Below are 17,661 nucleotides of genomic sequence, written 5' to 3' on the forward strand. Positions count from 1 at the left end.
TCACGCCCCCAGCAGACTCTGGCCGCACACCCGTACGACCTGGCCGTTGACCGCGCCCGACGCCGGGTGCGCGAGCCAGGCCGTCGTCTCCGCCACGTCGACGGGCAGGCCGCCCTGGCCCAGGGAGTTCATCCGGCGGCCCGCCTCCCGGATGAACAGCGGGACGGCCGCCGTCATCTTCGTCTCGATGAAGCCGGGCGCGACCGCGTTGACGGTGACACCGTGCTCGGCGAGGGCGCGCGGGGCGAGCGAGCGGACCAGGCCGACGATGCCCGCCTTGCTGGCCGCGTAGTTGGTCTGGCCGGTGTTGCCCGCGATCCCGGCGATCGAGGCGGTGGCGACGATCCGGCCGCCGGAGTTCAGGGCCTTGGCGGCGAGCAGCGCGTCGGTCGTGCGCAGCACGCTCGCCAGGTTGACGTCGAGGACGGAACTCCACCGGTCCGCGGCCATGTTGGCGAGCCGGCGGTCGCGGGTGATGCCCGCGTTGTGGACGAGGACGTCCAGCCCGCCGGGGACGGCGGCGACGATGCGCTCGCCCGCGTCGGGGGCGGTGATGTCGAGGGCGAGGGCCGTACCGTCCAACTGCCCGGCCACGGCGGCGAGGTCGGTCTCGGCCGCGGGGACGTCCAGGCACACCACCCGCGCGCCGTCCCGCGCCAGCGTCTCCGCCACCGCCGCGCCGATGCCGCGGGCCGCGCCGGTGACCAGGGCGGTGCGCCCGGCGAGGGGGCGCTCCCAGTCGTCGGGCGCCGTGACGTCGGCCTGCCCGACGTCGACGACCTGGCCGCTGACGTACGCCGACCTGGGCGAGAGCAGGAAGCGCAGGGTCGATTCGGCGGCGACGGCGGAGGCTGCGCCTCCCGCCGTGCGGACGCCCGCCGTTCCGACGCCCGCCGTCCGGACGAGGGTGACGGTGCGCCCGCGGCCGATCTCCTTGCCGAGGGACCGCACGAAGCCCTCCAGCGCCTGCTGGACGGCCGCCTGCCGGTGGTCGTCCGGGTCGGGCCGGGTGCCCAGCACGACCACGCGGCCGCTGTCGGCGACGGACCGTACGACGGGGTGGAGGGCCGCGTGCACCTCGGCGAGGGCCTCGACGGTGGTGACACCGGTGGCGTCGAGGACGACGGCGGCGGGACGGCTCGCGGACCCGGCCGCGTCGAGCACCTTGAGTCCCGTGCCCGCGAGGACGCCGGCCAGGCCGCGCAGCCCCGGCTCGCCCGCCGTCAGGTGCAGCAACGGCCCGTCCAGCACCGGCCGTTCCGGTGACCAGCGGTGCAGCGCGGCGGGCTGGGGGAGCCCGAGCCGGCGGGCCAGGAAACGGCCGGGCGCGGTGCCCGTGAAACGCAAGTAGCGGTCGGCCATGGTGCTGCTCCCGGCTCGGTCGGTACATTACTCCGAAGTAAGGTTACCCGAGGTAATCCTACGTCGCCGAGTAGTCGCCGGGCAGGAGAAGGTCGAGATGAGTTCACGGAAGCCGGTCAGCCCCGCCGCACTGACCACCCGCCGCGTCGCGGTGATCGGCGGCGTCCGTATCCCCTTCGCCCGCTCCGACGGGCCGTACGCCACCGCGTCCAACCAGGAGATGCTGACCGCGGCGCTGGACGGCCTGGCCGAGCGGTACGGGCTCGGAGAGCCGGGCGCGGTCGGCGAGTTCGTGGCCGGGGCGGTGCTGAAGCACAGCCGGGACTTCAACCTCGCCCGCGAGACCGTCCTCGGCTCGAAGCTCGATCCGCGCACCGCCGCGTACGACGTCCAGCAGGCCTGCGGCACCGGGCTCCAGGCCGTGATCGCCGCCGCCAACAAGATCGCTCTCGGGCAGACCGAGTCGGCCGTCGCGGGCGGCGCCGACACGGCGAGCGACGCGCCCCTCGGCGTCAACGACCGGCTGCGCCGCATCCTCCTGGAGGCCCGGCGGGCCAGGACGACCGGCGCCCGGCTGAAGGCGCTGGCGCGGATCCGCCCCTCCCACCTGGTCCCCGACATCCCGCGCAACGCCGAGCCCCGCACCGGCCTGTCGATGGGCGAGCACGCGGCCGTCACGGCGCGGGCGTGGGGCATCACCCGCGAGGCGCAGGACGAGCTCGCCGCCGCCAGCCACCAGCGGCTGGCGGCGGCGTACGAACGCGGCTTCCTCCGGCACCTGGTCGTGCCCTTCCGCGGCCTCGACCGGGACCAGAACCTGCGGCCGGACTCGACCGTGCGGAAACTCGCCGCGCTGAAGCCGGTGTTCGGGCTGGATGGTCCCGGGCCGACCATGACGGCGGGCAACTCGACGCCCCTGACGGACGGCGCGGCGACCGTGCTGCTGGCGAGCGAGGAGTGGGCCGAGGCGCGGGGCCTTGCGCCGCTCGCCTTCCTGACCGCGTACGAGACGGCCGCGGTCGACTTCGCGGGCCCGGGCGGTGATGTCGCGGGTGGTGCGGACGGCCTGCTGATGGCACCGGCGTACGCCGTTCCGCGCATGCTGGAGCGGGCGGGACTCGGCATCGAGGACTTCGACCTCGTCGAGATCCACGAGGCGTTCGCGTCCCAGGTGCTCGCCACCCTCGCGGCCTGGGAGCAGCGCGGCCTCGCCCCCGTGGACCGCGCCCGCCTCAACGTGGCGGGGTCCTCCCTCGCCACCGGGCACCCCTTCGCGGCGACGGGCGCCCGTATCGTCGCGACCCTGGCCGGGCTGCTGGCCGAACGGGACGCGCCGGGCCGCGGACTGATCTCGGTCTGTGCGGCCGGAGGGCAGGGTGTGACGGCGATCCTGGAACGGCCGTGAACTGCCGCGTGCGGGCCCGGTTTTGACGCGTAGGCAGGGGGTACCCGGAGACCCGGCGCACGGTCCCCGTCGTCGGGAGGGCGCACGGACCGTGACGGCGCGAGAGGGTTGTGCGGGGCCCCGTGGGGCGCGAGGGTCCCGCACGACCGCCGGAAGCCCGGCGAAGCTGAGAATCGTTCACCATACCGCCACCGGCGGCGATTCCGGCCGCAGCGGCCGCCGATCTTGCACACCTCCGGTGCCGTAACCCCGCCGAACACCCACAGCACCCTCACGAGGCAGCCGTACGATCCGGTCCTGACCGGTGATGATCCCCCCGCCCCGAGTGCGGCGGCCGCCGCCGGACCCCGCCGGCGCAGCGGCCCGCACCCCAAGGCCCGTACGCCGTGCGGAAGAGCACCGCGTCACCGCACGCCACAGGAGTCGCTCGTGTCCCTCATGCCTTCGTCCTCTTCCTCCGCGTATCCGTCCTCCGGACCGTCGCCCGTCCAGTCCTCCGTCCCGCCGGTCACCTCGGCCATGTACGACGACTCCGCACCGGTTCTCGTGGCGCCCGAGCTCCGGCGGCTGGACGGCGTGGTGCGGGAGGCGTACGTGCCGCCCCTGGCCGCGCCGGTCACGCACGGCTCGCTCGCCGACCTGCCCTTCGAGAACGCGGGGGCCGAGCCCGGCAGGGCCGTCCTCAGCCGCCGGGGGGACGACGGCCGCTGGACGGACGTGACGGCCGCCGAGTTCGCGGCCCAGGTGCTGGCGGTCGCCAAGGGGCTGATCGCGGAAGGGCTGACGCCGGGCGACCGGATCGCCGTCCTGGCCCGTACGACGTACGAGTGGACGCTGCTGGACTTCGCCGCGTGGGCGGCCGGCCTGGTGACCGTGCCCGTCTATCCGACGTCCTCCGTCTTCCAGATCCGCTGGATCCTCCAGGACACCGGCGCGGTCGTCCTCGTCACCGAGACCGCCGCGCAGGCCGCCGCCATCGGCCCGGAACTGCCGCGCCTGCCCGACCTGCGGCATGTATGGGTGATCGAGAAGAACCATGTGGACGCCCTTGCCGAGGCCGGCACGCACGTGCCCGACCAGGAGGTGGACGTACGGCGCGGTGTGCTCGGCCCCGACTCGCTCGCCACCGTCATCTACACCTCCGGCACCACCGGCCGCCCCCGGGGCTGCGCCCTCACGCACGGCAACTTCTTCGCCGAGGTCGACAACGCCATCGAGCTGCTCTACCCGGTGTTCAAGGCGCGGACGAAGGAGGAGGCGGCGATCCTCCTCTTCCTGCCCCTGTCCCACGTCTTCGGCCGCATGGTGGCCATCGCCTGCGTCCGGGCGCGGGTACGGCTCGGCCACGCGCCGAGCCTGACCGCCGAGGACCTCATGGCGGACCTGGCGAGCTTCCGGCCGACGGCCCTGCTGGCCATCCCGTACATGCTGGAAAAGGTGTACAACGTCGCCCGCGCCAAGGCCGAGGCGGCCCGCCGGACCACGGCGTTCGACCGGGCGGCGGGCGTGGCCCGGCGCTACGGCGAGGCCGTGGAGGCGCGCCGGCTGGGCACCGGCGACGGCCCGAACGCCGGTCTGAAGACGGCCCGCACCTTCTACGACTCGCTCGTCTACCGCCGCATCCGGGGCGCCATGGGCGGCCGGCTCCGCCACATCGTCTCCGGCGGCTCCCCGCTGGGCCGGCGCCTCGCCGCCTTCTACGCCGGGGCCGGCATCGACATCTACGAGGGCTACGGCCTCACCGAGTGCACCGCCGCCGCCACGGTCACACCCCCGCTCGCGCCGCGCCTCGGCACGGTGGGCTGGCCCCTGCCCGGCACCCGGATACGGCTCGCGGCGGACGGCGAGATCCTGGTGTCCGGCGGGCAGGTGCTGCGCGGCTACTGGGACCCGCAGGCCGGCGGCATGGTCCCGGCGACCCGTGACGGCTGGCTCCCGACCGGGGACCTCGGGCATCTGGACGACGAGGGCTACCTCACCATCACCGGCCGCAAGAAGGAGATGCTGATCACGGCGGGCGGCAAGAGTGTGGCCCCGGCACCCCTGGAGAACTGGCTGCGCGCCCATCCGCTGATCTCCCAGTGCATGGTCGTCGGCGACGGCCGCCCGTACATCGGCTGTCTGTTCACCCTCGACGCCGAGGGCGTCAACCACTGGCGCCGGATGAACGGCAAGCACCCGGTGCCGCCGGAGCTCGTCGCGGACGACGAGGAGCTGCTGGCCGTGCTCCAGCGCGCGGTCGACGAGGCGAACAAGCTGGTGTCCCGCCCGGAGTCGATCCGCAGGTTCGCCGTCCTCCCCGCCGACCTCACGGAGGAGTCGGGCCATCTGACCCCGTCCATGAAGATCCGCCGCGCCGCCGTCGCACGCGACTTCGCGGACGTGATCGAGGGCCTGTACGCGCGGTAGGCATCCGGCTCGTCCCGGCCCGGCCTGGGGCGCTCAGGGGGCGTGGAGGAGCGTGGTGGAGGGCGGGACGCCGTAGCGCCGCCGGTAGGCGGCGGCGAACCGGCTCCGGTGGGTGAAGCCCCAGCGGTAGGCGACATCGGAGACGGTGACCCGGCCGGGCTCGCTCCAGCGCAGCTCCTCGTGGGCGCGGATCAGCCGTACCCGGCGCAGATAACTCATCGGCGACATCCCCAGATGCTGCCGGAAACCCTCCTGCAGCCGCCGGACGCTGACACCCGAGACCGCGGCGAGCGACGACGCGGTGTACGGGCGTTCCGGGTGCGCCTCCATGGCGTCGACCGCGCGCTTGACCGGGGCCGGGCGGCAGGGCGGGACCGGCCGCGCCAGCGTCTCCCGGTAGGGGTGGTCCGCCGCCAGCAGCAGCCCGGTCACCAGAGCGTCGTGCAGTCGGCCGGCGACCAGCTCCTGCTGGGCCAGCCCGCCGGGCGTGTGCGCGTCACCGGCCAGCAGCGTGGCCAGTCGCAGCCAGGTGAGCCCCGGACCGCGGGAGATGTCCATGGTGGGAGCGAGCTCCAGGGGAGTCCGGACCGGCACGTCCAGCAGCTGTTCCAGCTGGGCCTCCAGGGTGACTCGCTCGATCTTGACCGCCAGGAGACGGCAGTCGCCGCTCCAGCGGTCCAGCGTCGTGTCACGGCTCGGCTGGAAGACCGCGGCCCGGTCCGCGGTGGCCCGCAGCGGGTCGTGGCGCCCCTGGTGCCAGTCCAGCGTTCCGCTCAGCGGTACGTCGACGTGGTAGGCCGGCAGTTCGCCGAACCGCATGAGCAGATCCGCGCCGAAGGAGAAGGCGCCGACCGTGACCCCGCCCAGGCTGGTGACCGCGATGCTGCCATTGATCTCGGTCGCCGGCTGCAGCCGGTCGACGGTGAGGGAGTAGAAGTTCTGCTCGATCGTGGACCTGACCTCCTCCAGCTCCATGGTGCGGAAGAGGACCGGCCGGGCGGACCGGGCACGGAGAGCCGATGCCTGTGTCATGTCGTTCTCTTGCCGGTGTGCCGATGAGAAGGCCCGCGGGAAGTGCGGGCTGGCCCGCAGGAAGCCCGGAAAGCCCAGGGGGCCGGGTGGGGGCCGTGGGTCGAAGCGTCGAGTCGACCGTAGTCCTCGATGGTGCCCCGCGCGGGATCCATCGCGTTTTTCGGCTCACCGCGGGTGCTCAGCGGCTCATGCGCGTACGAGTTGGGGCCTATTGTCTGCCCGATGGACGACCTTGATGGCCGCACGAAGGGTGGAGTGCCGGGAGCATGTGCGAGTAGATGCCGGTCCGTACGACGACACGCCACCTCCGTCATTCGATGGACGAGTCCGCAGCCATGGCCATCACCGAACGCGACCTGAAGGTCGCCGAAACCGTCCTCGGCCTGACCGCTCCGCCGCTGGAGGATTTCGACACCGTCAAGTTCCTGCGCCACCTCACCGACCGGGTCTGCGAGCTGCTGCCCGTCAGGGCGGCTGGTGTCACCCTGCTGGACGGCCGGGGACGGGCGGCCGTGGCCACCGCGTCCGACCGGGTCACCGAGGCACTGGAGCAGGCCCAGCTCGACTGGCAGGAGGGACCCGGTCCGGACTGCGCCGGCGGCAGGTCCCCCGTCGGGTTCACCGACCTGGCCGAAGGAGCCGTCCGCTGGCCCCGTTTCGCATCGCTCGCGGTCCGCGCCGGCTTCACCGCCGTCGCCGCCGTGCCCATGCGGTGGGACGACCGGATGATCGGCACCCTCGACCTGATGACCACCGTTCCGCCGGACCGACGTACGGAGGGTTCGGATGGCTCGGGCTGTTCGAACGGAGTGGACGGAGTGGACGGAGTGGACGGAGCGGGCGGAGCGAATGAAGTGAATGGAGTGCACGGAACGCCCGGAGCGCAGGGCATACGGTGCGCGCAGCTGCTCGCCACGGCCGCCACGATCGGCCTGCTGCACCGCAAGCTGCTGTGGGACCAGTCCGCCCTCATCGTCCAGCTGCGGTCCGCGCTGGACAGCCGGGTCGTGATCGAACAGGCCAAGGGAGTCCTGTCGGCATGCGCGCGGATACCCCTCGACGAGGCGTTCGACCGGCTGCGCCGCCATGCCCGCAGCCGGCAGCGCAGACTGGGCGAGCTCGCCGCCGACGTCGTCCGGGGGGACATTCCCCCGATCCTGCTCCGTCCCCGCCCGTGAGCGTTTCCGCCGTGTCCTGACCGATCCACCCCTTTCCACCCTGTCCCGGGCGTCCCACCGACCGGGCCCCGGCTCAGTCCAGCAGGTCCGCCGCCGTCAGCAGCCGGGTCAGGTCCGTCCGGGACCGCACCTGGAGCTTGCGGTAGATACGGGTCAGATGCGCCTCCACCGTCTTGCGGGAGACGAAGAGCGAGGCCGCGGCCTCCGTGTTGTTCAGGCCCCGGGCCACCGCCCGGGACACCTGGAACTCCTGCGGGGTGAGCCGGTCCAGCGCCCCGCCCGGATCCGGTGCCGTCCGGGCCGCCGGTATGCCGCCCGCGGCCGCCAGCTCGCTCGCCGCGCGCCGCGCCCACGGCATCGCGCCGAGCCGCTCGAAGCCGGCCAGGGCGGAGACGAGCGGGGCCCGGGCGGCTCCCGGACGGCGGTGCCGGCGCAGCACCTCCGCCTCGCACAGCAGTGTGCGCGCCAGCTCGAAGGGGCCCGTCGTGCGCTGGTGGGCGTCGAGGGCCGCGGCGAAACAGGCCTCCGCCTCCTCGGGATCCGGGGCGATCAGGCCACGGCAGCGCGCCGCGGCCGCATGGGCCGAGGCCAGGTCCGTCTCCCGGGCCCGCTCCTCCAGCCAGGCCACCACCTGCGCGGCCCGAGCGTCATGACCGGCGCGGATGTGCGCCTCCGCCAGGTCCGCGGCGAACGGCACGGCCTCCGGGTTGCCGACGCCCTGCTCCAGGGCGAGCGCGAGGGTCTGCTCCAGCTGGTCCGCGGCCGCCTCGTGCTCCCCGTACGCGAGGGCCGACAGGCCGAGCACCGCCGTCAGATGGAACTCCTGGCAGCCGATGCCGTACGCCCCGCACTCCCGGCGCGCGCGGGCCACGTGGTCCTCGCACGCGACCCGGTCGCCGCGCAGCGCCGCCAGCCGTCCCAGGCCGTAGAGCGTGTAGCTCACGGTCGTCAGCTGGCCCAGCTCCTCCGCCCAGCGCAGGGCCTCGGTGAGGTCACCGGCGGCGGAGGCCCACTGGCCGATACGGGTCTCCAGCTCGCCCCGCACGGCGAGCGTGTGGCTCAGCACGCCCACCGCGCTCTGCCGCCGGGCCGACTCCACGGCCGTGGTCAGCAGGCGGCGTCCGCGGGCGAACTCCTCCACCCGGCTCCACGCCTGGCCCGCCAGCGCGTACACCTGCTGGTCGCGCACCGGGTCGCCCGAGCCGTGCCGGTCGGCGGCCTCCAGCATCGCCCTGCCCTGCGCCGTGCGGCCCTCCAGGATGAGCGCCGCACCGAGGACGGAGAGGCTGTGCCAGTGTCCGGGGCCGTCCGGCGGGGCCAGGGCCAGGGCCTCCTCGGCCACGCGCACCGCCGCCGGGACATGGCCGTCGAGGAGGCGGGCCGGACCCGTCGCCTCGGCGAGCAGCATGCAGGCGCGGACGGGGTCGTCGCCGCGGACGGCCTCCGCCGCGTCCAGCAGCAGGCCGTACGCCCTGCCGGGCTCGCCCTTCCACATGCACATCCGGCCCAGCAGGCCCTGGATGTCCGCCCGCATCACCGGATCGGTGGTGATGCGCAGGGCCTCCTCGCACCACTGCGGGCCGGACGGCAGCCCGCTGAGCAGCGCGTCCGAGGCGGCGCGGTGCAGGCGGCAGGCGCGGCAGGCGGGATCGGGGGTGAGGTCGGCGGCCCGGCGCCAGGCCAGCGCCGCCTCGGCGAACGCGCTGCGCCGCCTGGCCTCCTGTGCCGCCTCGGCGAGGGCCGTCGCCGCCTGCTCGTCGGGGCCCGCGCTCGCCGACGCCCGGTACCAGGCGTGCAGCGGGCCCGTACTGACCTCGGCGAGCGCCTGGAACGCGGCGAGGCGGTGGGCGAGCGGGGCCCGGCCGAGGACCAGCGGGCGCAGGACCGGGTGGTGGAAGTCCAGGCCCTCGGGCACGGCCGTGATCAGGCCGTCCTCCTCGGCGGCCGAGAACGCGTCGAGGGAGAGCCCGGCCGCCTCCAGCGCCTTGCGCAGCGGTCCGGTGGCCTTGGAGCGGCTGGCGGCCAGCACGACCAGGGCGCGGCGGGCGGTCTCGGGGAGTCCGTCGATCCGGGCCGCCCAGGCGCGCTCCAGGTGGCGGCCGAGGGACGGCGGGTCGAGCAGCGGCTCCTCGCCGCGTGCCTGCTCCTCCGACAGACCGGCGGCGAGCTGGCGCAGGGCCAGCGGGTTGCCGCCGCTGATCCGGCAGAGTTCGGCTAGCACGTCCGGGCTGACCTCGCGGTCCACGAGGCGCACCAGGGCCGCGCAGTCCTCGGGGGCCAGCCCGCCGATCTCCACCGCCGGGATGCTGCGGCGGGTGCCCGACTCGCCGTGGTCCTCGCGGGAGCTCAGGGCCAGGGCGACCCGCTCGCTGGACAGCCGGCGCGCGACGAACAGCAGGACCCGCTGGGAGGACGGGTCCACCCAGTGCAGGTCGTCGACGAGGACCACCACGGGCCGTTCGTCGCCCAGGGCCGCGAGCGCGTTCAGGGCGCCCATGCAGACCGCGTACGGGTTGCCGGGCGGGTCGTCGGTGCCGCCGCCGAGCGCGAGGGAGGACTCCAGGGCGGCCCGCTGCGCCCCCGGGAGATCCCTGAAACGGGACGAAAAGGGCGTGAGGAGGTCGCCCAGCGTGGCGAACGGCAGGACGGTCTCCGTCTCGATGCCGCGGACCCGCAGCACGGTGCGGTCCCCGCGGCCGGCCGCCTGCCCCGCCGCGTAGTCCAGCAGTGCCGTCTTGCCGATGCCGGGCTCTCCCCACAGCAGCAGCGCGGCCCCGCCCGCACCGCCCGCGACCAGCAGGTCGTCCATCAGCCGCCGTTCGCGGTCCCGGCCGACGAGCCCCCCGGAGCCGCACCGGCCCGCACCGCAGCGGCCGGTTCCGCCGGTCCCCCCGCCCTTGCCGGGTTCCGTTCCGTCGCCCGCTCCGGGAGTTCGCTCCAGCATGTGTCACCCCCTGGCGCCGACCCGCCCGCTCCCCATCATGCCCCTCGCCGCAGCGGGCAAGAAGCGCGCACACGGACGGAATCGGGCGGCCCGGGGCGGTACGGACGGCCGGGCGCGGGGCCGCCGGCCGTCCCCAGGTATAGGGATTTCCCCGAAGCGCCCCCCACCCCCGGGGGGCTTCCATGGATGCCTCGGAGGTCGTGAGGGACCGGCGGATCCGGCGGCAGCGGGAGACGGCGGAACCGGGGGAAGCGACCGGCGGACCGGTGGAACGGCACCGGTGCACGAGGCACGGTGTACGGGAAGAAGCAGATCGCGGCGGACGAGGGGGACGGCAGATGTTCGCGGACCCGGGGAACCGGCCACGGCTCGACTCGGTCGAGATCCGGGTGACGTTCTCGGGCACGGACGCGGCCGCCGCGCTCAGGACGCTGGCGCCGGACCACGGGGGAGCGCGGCGCCGCGTCTACTTCTGCGAGGCGGTCACGCACTTCCCGTACACCCCAGGGACCCTCGCCCACTCCCGGACCACGCCCGGACTGCCGCTGATGGACGCGGGGGTGACACTGCGGCTCCGGGTGGGGAGTGGGCGAGGCGGGGGAGGGGACGCCACGGCCGTGCTGCGGCCGTGCCGTACCTCCCGCATCACCGAACACTGGCTGGGTTTCCGGGCGCAGGGCCCGGACTCGCTGCGCCTGGGCGGCGACTGGTCGGGGGAGAACCGCGTCCTCGCGGCCTCCTTCGCCTGTGACTGCGGCCGTACGGCGGTGGAGGCGGTCACCTCCGGCGGCGCACCGCCGGCCACGGCGTTCTCCGGCCGGCAGCGGGCCTTCCTCGCCGAGTGCGCCGACGTACGCGTCGGCCCGGGCGACCTCGCCGTCCTCGGACCGGTGCTCACCCAGCGCTGGAGCGGCGTACGGCTGGATCACCACAGGGTGCGGCTGGAACGCTGGTCGCTGCGGGGGAGTGAGCCGATGGAGTGGTTCGAGGTGTCCGAACGGGTGGCACCCGAGGGCGCCGAGGTCGTCCAGGCCTCACTGACGGTCCTCCTGCGCGGCCAGGGCCTCGAACCGGATCTCGCCCCGAAGCCGCTGACGCGCCGGGTCCTGGAGGCGCTGGCGCTCGGCACCCGGGTACCTGGGCACGGCTTGGGGGTGCCCGGCCGTCGAGGGTGAGCCGCTGCGCGCGTCCCGCGCGAGGCGGCGGCGGACGACACCGCCTCGCGCGGGACGAGAGCAGGCAGGAGCCCCGCTGCCGGACGGCGCGGGGCTCCTTGGGTACTGCTATCGGTTCCGGATCAGAGCACGGGGCTCACAGCGCGAGGCTGCGGTCCGCGAAGGCTCAGACGGGAGTGACGTTCTCCGCCTGCGGGCCCTTCGGGCCCTGCGTCACGTCGAAGGTCACCTGCTGGTTCTCCTCGAGGGAGCGGAAGCCGCTCGCGTTGATCGCGGAGTAGTGGACGAAGACGTCGGGGCCGCCGCCTTCCTGGGCGATGAAACCAAAGCCCTTTTCGGCGTTGAACCACTTCACGGTTCCGGTAGCCATAAGCCCTCCTTGGGCCCAAAGGGTTGCCCTGCTCCAGAACCTGCAAGCGTAAAAACGTGCGGCGTCTGAAAACGACGAGAGCCCGCGGTCACATGCTCCGCAGGCTCTGTACTGCAAGGGAAACCAAACTGCAACTTGCGGCGAGCCTAGCACGCGGGCACCCGAAAGCAATAGAGGTCAAGATCACGTCACCCGGACGTTTGAACGTCTCCGAGGCTGGATTGACACGGTGATCTCCCGTGTCGATCTCTTCGTGACGGCGTGTGCCATAGCGACCGTGACCGGCAAGGAGGCGGTGCCACGCCGCAAAATCACCGGTTTGCGCCACCAAAGCCACCCTGCAAAGTGCACCGTACCCCATGGGGGCTAGCCTCGCGATGTGGACAATTCTCGCACCCGGCCGCGCGTCGGCCACATCCAGTTCCTGAACTGCATGCCCCTGTACTGGGGGCTCGCGCGTACCGGAACGCTCCTCGACTTCGAGCTCACGAAGGACACCCCGGAGAAGCTCAGCGAGAAGCTGGTGCAGGGCGACCTCGACATCGGGCCGATCACGCTCGTCGAGTTCCTCAGGCACGCGGACGATCTGGTCGCCTTCCCGGACATCGCGGTCGGCTGCGACGGCCCGGTGATGTCCTGCGTGATCGTCTCCAAGGTGCCCCTGGACCAGCTCGACGGCGCCCGCGTCGCCCTCGGCTCGACCTCGCGCACGTCCGTACGGCTCGCGCAGCTGCTGCTCGCGGAGCACATCGGCGTCAGCCCGTCGTACTACACCTGCCCGCCGGACCTCGCGCTGATGATGCAGGAGGCCGAGGCCGCCGTCCTCATCGGTGACGCGGCACTGCGCGCCAACATGATCGACGGACCGAAGTACGGCCTCCAGGTGCACGACCTGGGCGCCTTGTGGAAGGAGTGGACGGGCCTGCCGTTCGTCTTCGCCGTCTGGGCGGCCCGCCGGGAGTACGCCGAGCGGGAGCCGGAGGTCACCAGGAAGGTGCACGAGGCGTTCCTGGCCTCGCGCGACCTGTCCCTGGTGGAGGTCGACAAGGTCGCGGAGCAGGCCGCCCGCTGGGAGGCCTTCGACGAGACCGTCCTGGAGCGGTACTTCACCACCCTCGATTTCCGTTTCGGGCCGCCGCAGCTGGACGCGGTGAGCGAGTTCGCGCGCCGGGTGGGCCCGACGACCGGTTTCCCGGCGGACGTGAAGGTGGAGCTGCTGCGGCCGTAGCGGCCGCGTCCATGGCGGAATGCTGAATTCTCCCCGAATTCCGCGTGCTCCCGCCCCGCTGTTCGCCTGCTGTTCCGGAGCGACGGAATTCGGCCCCGCACTACCCTGCTGGCAGTCCTGGTGTCCGGACGGACGGGGGAGGGGTGGGCGCCATGCAGCCTTTGGAGGCCGGCGAACCCACGGTCGTGGGGTCCTACCGGCTGCTCGGCCGGCTCGGCTCGGGCGGGATGGGCCGCGTGTACCTGGGGCGCAGCGCGGGCGGCCGTACCGTCGCCGTGAAGATCGTCCATCCGCATTTCGCGCTGGACGACGAGTTCCGGGCGCGTTTCAGACGTGAGGTCGAGGCCGCGCGCCGGGTGGGCGGCGCGTGGACGGCGCCCGTGCTGGACGCGGACCCGGAGGCGCCGGTGCCCTGGGTGGCGACGGCGTACGCGGCCGGCCCCTCGCTGACGAGCGCGGTGGCGGACCACGGACCGCTCCCGCCCCACTCGGTACGCGTCCTGGGGGCGGGCCTCGCGGAGGCGCTCTCGGCGGTGCACGCGCTGGGGCTGGTGCACCGGGACGTGAAGCCGTCGAACGTCCTGCTGACCGTGGACGGCCCGGTGCTGATCGACTTCGGGATCGCCCGGGCCACGGACGGCACCGCGTCCCTCACCTCGACGGGCGTCTCGATCGGCTCGCCCGGCTACATGTCCCCCGAGCAGATCCTCGGCAAGGGCGTCACCGGCGCGGCGGACGTGTTCTCCCTCGGCGCGGTCCTGGCGTACGCGGCGACGGGCGAGCCGCCCTTCCCGGGGGACTCGTCGGCCGCGCTGCTGTACAAGGTGGTGCACGAGGAGCCGGAGCTCGGCTCGCTGGAGGGCGGGTTACGGGAGCTGGTGGAACGGTGCCTGCGGAAGGAGCCGGGGGAGAGACCCGGCCCCGGTGAGGTCGCCCGGCTGCTGGCCCCCGAGGGCGCGGCCCGCGCGGTGTCGGCCGGGTGGCTGCCGGGCCCGCTGGTGGAGCGGATGGGCCGGAGCGCCGTACAGCTGCTGAACCTGGAGGCCGTGGAGACGCGGGGGTCGGGGCCGGTGGAGTTCAGCAGGGTGTCGGTGGAGGGCGGGTCTCCCATGGCCGCCGGGGTGTTCGGGCCGCCGCCGGTCATGTCGCCGGAACCGCGGGAGCAGGGTGCGGGCAAGGTCTCGGTCAGCGTGGCGGCCACGTCCGTCCCGGGGGCGAACGGACGCGGGCGCAAGGTGAGCTGCACGGTCGCCCTCGCGGTCGCGGGGGCGTGTGCCGCAGTGACCTTGGGCCTGGCCTTCGTGCCCGGCCTTCTGCGGGGCGGCAGCGACGACGACGGGGCAGGTGGCGGCAGCGATCAGGCGAACCCTCCTGCGGCGACCGCTCCGACCGCGAGCGCCCCGACGGCGAGCCCTTCCGCGGGCGCGGTACCGGAGCGGTACCTCGGGACCTGGGAGGGCAAGGGCTTCGCCCTGTCCGGCACGCTGCCCATGGGCACCTTCCGCGTCACGCTCGGCCAGGTCGCCGTGGGGGAGGAGGTCGGGACGCTGCGGCAGACCGACCCCATCGGCGGCGTCTGCGAGGACGTACTGATCCTGAAGAAGGTCACGGAGCGGCGGCTCGTCGCGTCCGGCGTCGGCAGCGAGAACGACCGCTCCGTGTGCACCGACGGCGAGCACACGGTGACCTTCACCCCCGTCGGCGACGACCTGACGTACGTGTCGGACAACGCGGAGGCGGGGGATCCGGAGGCGCGGATGTCAAAGGTCGAATGACTCCAGCGGATCCTGCTGGGGCGGGTAGTGCGGAGCGCACTCGGGACAGGCGTAGACGTTGAAGCCGGGGCCGGTGGCGGCGTGGACCTCGTGGACCAGGACGGGGCTGTCGGTGGTGCAGCCGCAGCGGACGCACATGCGCAGGGGGCGGCGGGTCATGCCCAGGCATCCACGGTGAGGACGTAGGGGCGCACGAGGGCGGACGCGCTCCCGTCGAGTCGCTCGGTGAAACGGGGCGGCGGGGGCGGGACGAGGAACGCAGGCGGGGCGGGCAGGTGTCCGGCGCGGTGCCGTCCGCGCGGGCGAGGCAGGCAGAGGTTCAGTACCCAGGTCAGGAGTTGGACGATAAGGTCCGGCATGTCGGCGCTCCTTGAGCAGCGTTGGCCACGCCCCGGGACGGCCGCAATCCGTCGCCGGGGTCTGTCATGAGAACCGTAGAGCCGCGTGTCCGGCCCTGTCTACCCATATGGGGGGAGACAGGGGGAGGTGGGCCTCTATGACTTCCTGCTGGGCCGTACGTACAGTTCACCTGTGTTCGAATTCGATCCGACCAGGCCCAAGTGGCAGCAGATCGCCGAAGTGGTTCGGCAGCGAATCGCCAGCGGTGAATACCCGGTGCGCGGACTGATCTCCGAGGTGAAGCTCGAGTCAGAGTTCGGCGTGGCCCGCGAGACCGTCCGCAAAGCCACCGCCGCCCTCCGCGAAGAGGGCCTCATCATCACCACGCGCGGGATGGGCTCCTTCGTCAAGGAGCGGTAGGAAAGGCCCGTCGGTAGTCGCTCGGCGACACCCCGATGTGCTTCAGGAAGTGATGGCGGACGTTGTTCGCCGTGCCGAGACCGCTGAGCTCCCCGATCTTCTCCACCGGGAGATCCGTCGACTCCAGCAGCTCCCGGGCCAGTGCCAGGCGCTGCTCCAGGAGCCACCGGAGGGGCGTCGTGCCGGTGGCCGCCTGGAGCCGGCGGTAGAACGTGCGCGGGCTCATCGCGGCCCGCCCCGCCAGGTCCGCGATCGTCAGCGGACGGTCCAGGCGGGCCCGGGCCCAGTCGAGTACGGGAGCCAGGCCCTCGTCGTCCCTGGCGGGCACGGACGACTCGATGAACTGGGCCTGGCCGCCCGGCCGGTGGGCGGGCACCACCATCCGGCGGGCCAGCTGGTTGGCGACGTGCGCGCCGAGGTCGCGGCGTACCAGGTGCAGGCACAGGTCGAGGCCGGCGGTCAGTCCGGCGCTGGTGAGCACGTCGCCGTCGTCGACGTACAGGACGGACGCGTCGACCTGCACCTTCGGGTAACGCTCGGCCAGTTGGGCGGTGTGCATCCAGTGGGCGGTGGCGCGGCGTCCGTCGAGCAGGCCCGCCTCGGCGAGGGCGAAGGCGCCGGTGCACAGGGAGACCATGCGGGCGCCCGCGTCGTAGGCGCGGCGCAGGGCCGTGATCAGTTCCGGCGGCAGCGGCTGTCCCTCGTCCACGCACGCGTCGGGCACCGAGGGCACGATGACCGTGTCGGCGCCGACGAGATCGTCGAGCCCGTAGGGGGTCCGGAGCACGAGCCCGGTGTTCGCCGCCGTACCGTCCGGCGCCCGCTCGCCGGTCCCGCACAGCCGCAGGTCGTACCAGGGGTCGGCCAGATCGGGCTGCGGCTTGCCGAAGACGGTGCACGGGATGCTCAGTTCGTACAGGTCCCAGGAGGGGACCCCGATCATCTCCTCGGTCACGACCACGGCCACGGAACCGGCGCTCATGCCCCGAAGGGTATGGCAGGAATTTGGTGGAGGCCGTCACCGGTGTCACTTCTCCCGTCCGCCGCGCGCTGCGAGCGTGGGCGGTACGTGATCACCCGTCAAGTGCGGGCGTGCGGAAGGAGATGTGGCATGAACGCAGAACAGCAGGCCGTCACCGTCGTCGGACTGGGCTCGATGGGCTCGGCGCTGGCCGCCGCGCTGCTGGACCGGGGCCATCCGGTGACGGTGTGGAACCGTTCCGCGGGCAAGGCCGGGCCGCTGGTCGACCAGGGCGCCCGCCCGGCCGCGACGCCCCGCGAGGCGATCGAGGCGAGCCCGCTCGTCATCGCCTGCGTACTGGATTACGACGCCCTGCACACCGTCCTCGACCCCGTCGCCGACGCCCTGGCGGGCAGGACCCTGGTCAACCTGACCTCGGGCTCCCCGGAACAGGCGCACGAGGCCGCCGCGTGGGCCCGGTCGCACGGCGCCGACTACCTCGACGGCGCCGTCATGACCACCCCGCCCGGCGTCGGCAGCCCCGAGATGATGTTCCTGTACAGCGGCTCGCGGAGCGTCTTCGACGCCCACCGCCCGACGCTCGCGGCGCTGGGCGACCCCCTGTACCTGGGCACCGACCCCGGTCTGGCCTCCCTCTACGACACCGCGCTCCTCGGCCTGATGTGGTCCACCATGACCGGCTGGCTGCACGGCACCGCGCTGGTCGGCGCGGAGAAGACGCCCGCCACGGAGTTCACGCCGGTCGCGATCCGCTGGCTGACCGCCGCCGTGACGGGGTTCCTGACCAGGTACGCGGCCCAGGTGGACGCCGGCCGCTACCCGGGCGACGACGCCACCGTGGACGTACAGATCGCGGCCATCGAGCATCTCATCCACGCCGCGGCGGCCCGGGGCGTCGACAACGCGCTGCCCGAACTTTTGAAGGCCGCCATGCTGCGGGCGCGGGCCGCGGGCCACGGCTCCGACAGTTACGCCAGCCTGATCGAGGTCCTGAAGAGCCCGGCGGAGGACAAGTGACCGCGACGCCGGCCGGCCACGCCCG

Annotated in this window: 15 protein-coding genes; 8 read left to right on the forward strand and 7 right to left on the reverse strand. The window is 73.6% G+C overall.

The features are described 5' to 3' along the window. Positions 1–1,362: a 3-oxoacyl-ACP reductase gene (locus IE242_RS19120; protein WP_189860855.1), complete on the reverse strand. Its 1,362-nt coding sequence runs from the start codon at positions 1,360–1,362 to the stop codon at positions 1–3. A gap of 97 nt (positions 1,363–1,459) precedes the next feature. Between IE242_RS19120 and IE242_RS19125 the strand changes: the two genes are divergently transcribed. Together IE242_RS19125 and IE242_RS19130 are read left to right on the forward strand one after the other, a co-directional pair. Beyond that, entirely contained in the window at positions 1,460–2,767 is a 1,308-nt protein-coding gene (locus IE242_RS19125; protein WP_189860857.1) for an acetyl-CoA C-acetyltransferase, read from the forward strand. Between the two features lie 519 nt (positions 2,768–3,286). Continuing rightward, entirely contained in the window at positions 3,287–5,176 is a 1,890-nt protein-coding gene (locus IE242_RS19130; protein WP_229859166.1) for an AMP-dependent synthetase/ligase, read from the forward strand. A gap of 33 nt (positions 5,177–5,209) precedes the next feature. Here the strand turns inward: IE242_RS19130 and IE242_RS19135 are convergent, their stop codons facing one another. Beyond that, the gene (locus IE242_RS19135; protein WP_189860859.1) at positions 5,210–6,208 is read right to left on the reverse strand and encodes an AraC family transcriptional regulator; all 999 of its coding nucleotides are present in this window, start codon (positions 6,206–6,208) and stop codon (positions 5,210–5,212) included. Between the two features lie 317 nt (positions 6,209–6,525). Between IE242_RS19135 and IE242_RS37790 the strand changes: the two genes are divergently transcribed. Continuing rightward, on the forward strand, positions 6,526–7,386 hold the full coding sequence (locus IE242_RS37790) for a GAF and ANTAR domain-containing protein (RefSeq protein WP_229859130.1): 861 nt from the start codon (positions 6,526–6,528) through the stop codon (positions 7,384–7,386). 73 nt (positions 7,387–7,459) lie between these two features. Here the strand turns inward: IE242_RS37790 and IE242_RS19145 are convergent, their stop codons facing one another. Beyond that, on the reverse strand, positions 7,460–10,330 hold the full coding sequence (locus tag IE242_RS19145) for an AAA family ATPase (RefSeq protein ID WP_189860861.1): 2,871 nt from the start codon (positions 10,328–10,330) through the stop codon (positions 7,460–7,462). 338 nt (positions 10,331–10,668) lie between these two features. Between IE242_RS19145 and IE242_RS19150 the strand changes: the two genes are divergently transcribed. Beyond that, positions 10,669–11,505: a hypothetical protein gene (locus IE242_RS19150; RefSeq protein ID WP_189860863.1), complete on the forward strand. Its 837-nt coding sequence runs from the start codon at positions 10,669–10,671 to the stop codon at positions 11,503–11,505. A 166-nt stretch (positions 11,506–11,671) separates the two neighbouring features. Here IE242_RS19150 and IE242_RS19155 read toward each other — a convergent pair whose 3' ends face one another. Further along, the gene (locus tag IE242_RS19155) at positions 11,672–11,875 is read right to left on the reverse strand and encodes a cold-shock protein (RefSeq protein WP_189860865.1); all 204 of its coding nucleotides are present in this window, start codon (positions 11,873–11,875) and stop codon (positions 11,672–11,674) included. A 379-nt stretch (positions 11,876–12,254) separates the two neighbouring features. Between IE242_RS19155 and IE242_RS19160 the strand changes: the two genes are divergently transcribed. After that, positions 12,255–13,103, forward strand: coding sequence for a menaquinone biosynthetic enzyme MqnA/MqnD family protein (locus IE242_RS19160; RefSeq protein ID WP_189860867.1), 849 nt, complete (start codon positions 12,255–12,257; stop codon positions 13,101–13,103). 152 nt (positions 13,104–13,255) lie between these two features. Continuing rightward, the gene (locus IE242_RS19165; protein ID WP_189860869.1) at positions 13,256–14,878 is read left to right on the forward strand and encodes a serine/threonine-protein kinase; all 1,623 of its coding nucleotides are present in this window, start codon (positions 13,256–13,258) and stop codon (positions 14,876–14,878) included. Here the strand turns inward: IE242_RS19165 and IE242_RS19170 are convergent. Both IE242_RS19170 and IE242_RS19175 read right to left on the reverse strand, forming a co-directional pair. Next, positions 14,864–15,037 (reverse strand): hypothetical protein, encoded by a 174-nt coding sequence (locus IE242_RS19170; protein WP_189861298.1) that lies wholly within the window; start codon positions 15,035–15,037, stop codon positions 14,864–14,866. The two genes, IE242_RS19165 and IE242_RS19170, sit on opposite strands and share 15 nt — an antisense overlap. Further along, entirely contained in the window at positions 15,034–15,237 is a 204-nt protein-coding gene (locus IE242_RS19175; RefSeq protein WP_189860871.1) for a hypothetical protein, read from the reverse strand. The genes IE242_RS19170 and IE242_RS19175 overlap by 4 nt, the downstream gene beginning before the upstream one ends. 127 nt (positions 15,238–15,364) lie before the next feature. On the opposite strand from IE242_RS19175, the gene IE242_RS19180 reads away from it, so the two are divergent. After that, complete coding sequence (locus IE242_RS19180; RefSeq protein WP_373299538.1) at positions 15,365–15,637, forward strand: GntR family transcriptional regulator; 273 nt, start codon at positions 15,365–15,367, stop codon at positions 15,635–15,637. On the opposite strand, the gene IE242_RS19185 is transcribed toward IE242_RS19180, so the two are convergent. Further along, positions 15,624–16,598 (reverse strand): GlxA family transcriptional regulator, encoded by a 975-nt coding sequence (locus IE242_RS19185; RefSeq protein WP_444545834.1) that lies wholly within the window; start codon positions 16,596–16,598, stop codon positions 15,624–15,626. The two genes, IE242_RS19180 and IE242_RS19185, sit on opposite strands and share 14 nt — an antisense overlap. Before the next feature lie 150 nt (positions 16,599–16,748). Here IE242_RS19185 and IE242_RS19190 point away from each other — a divergent pair, with 150 nt between their 5' ends. Beyond that, positions 16,749–17,636 carry an NAD(P)-dependent oxidoreductase gene (locus IE242_RS19190; RefSeq protein ID WP_189860875.1) on the forward strand — a complete coding sequence of 296 codons (888 nt, stop codon included), beginning with the start codon at positions 16,749–16,751 and terminating at the stop codon, positions 17,634–17,636. Positions 17,637–17,661 lie beyond the last annotated feature (25 nt).

The sequence above is a fragment of the Streptomyces poonensis genome, from assembly GCF_014650915.1.
GTDB lineage: Bacteria > Actinomycetota > Actinomycetes > Streptomycetales > Streptomycetaceae > Streptomyces > Streptomyces poonensis.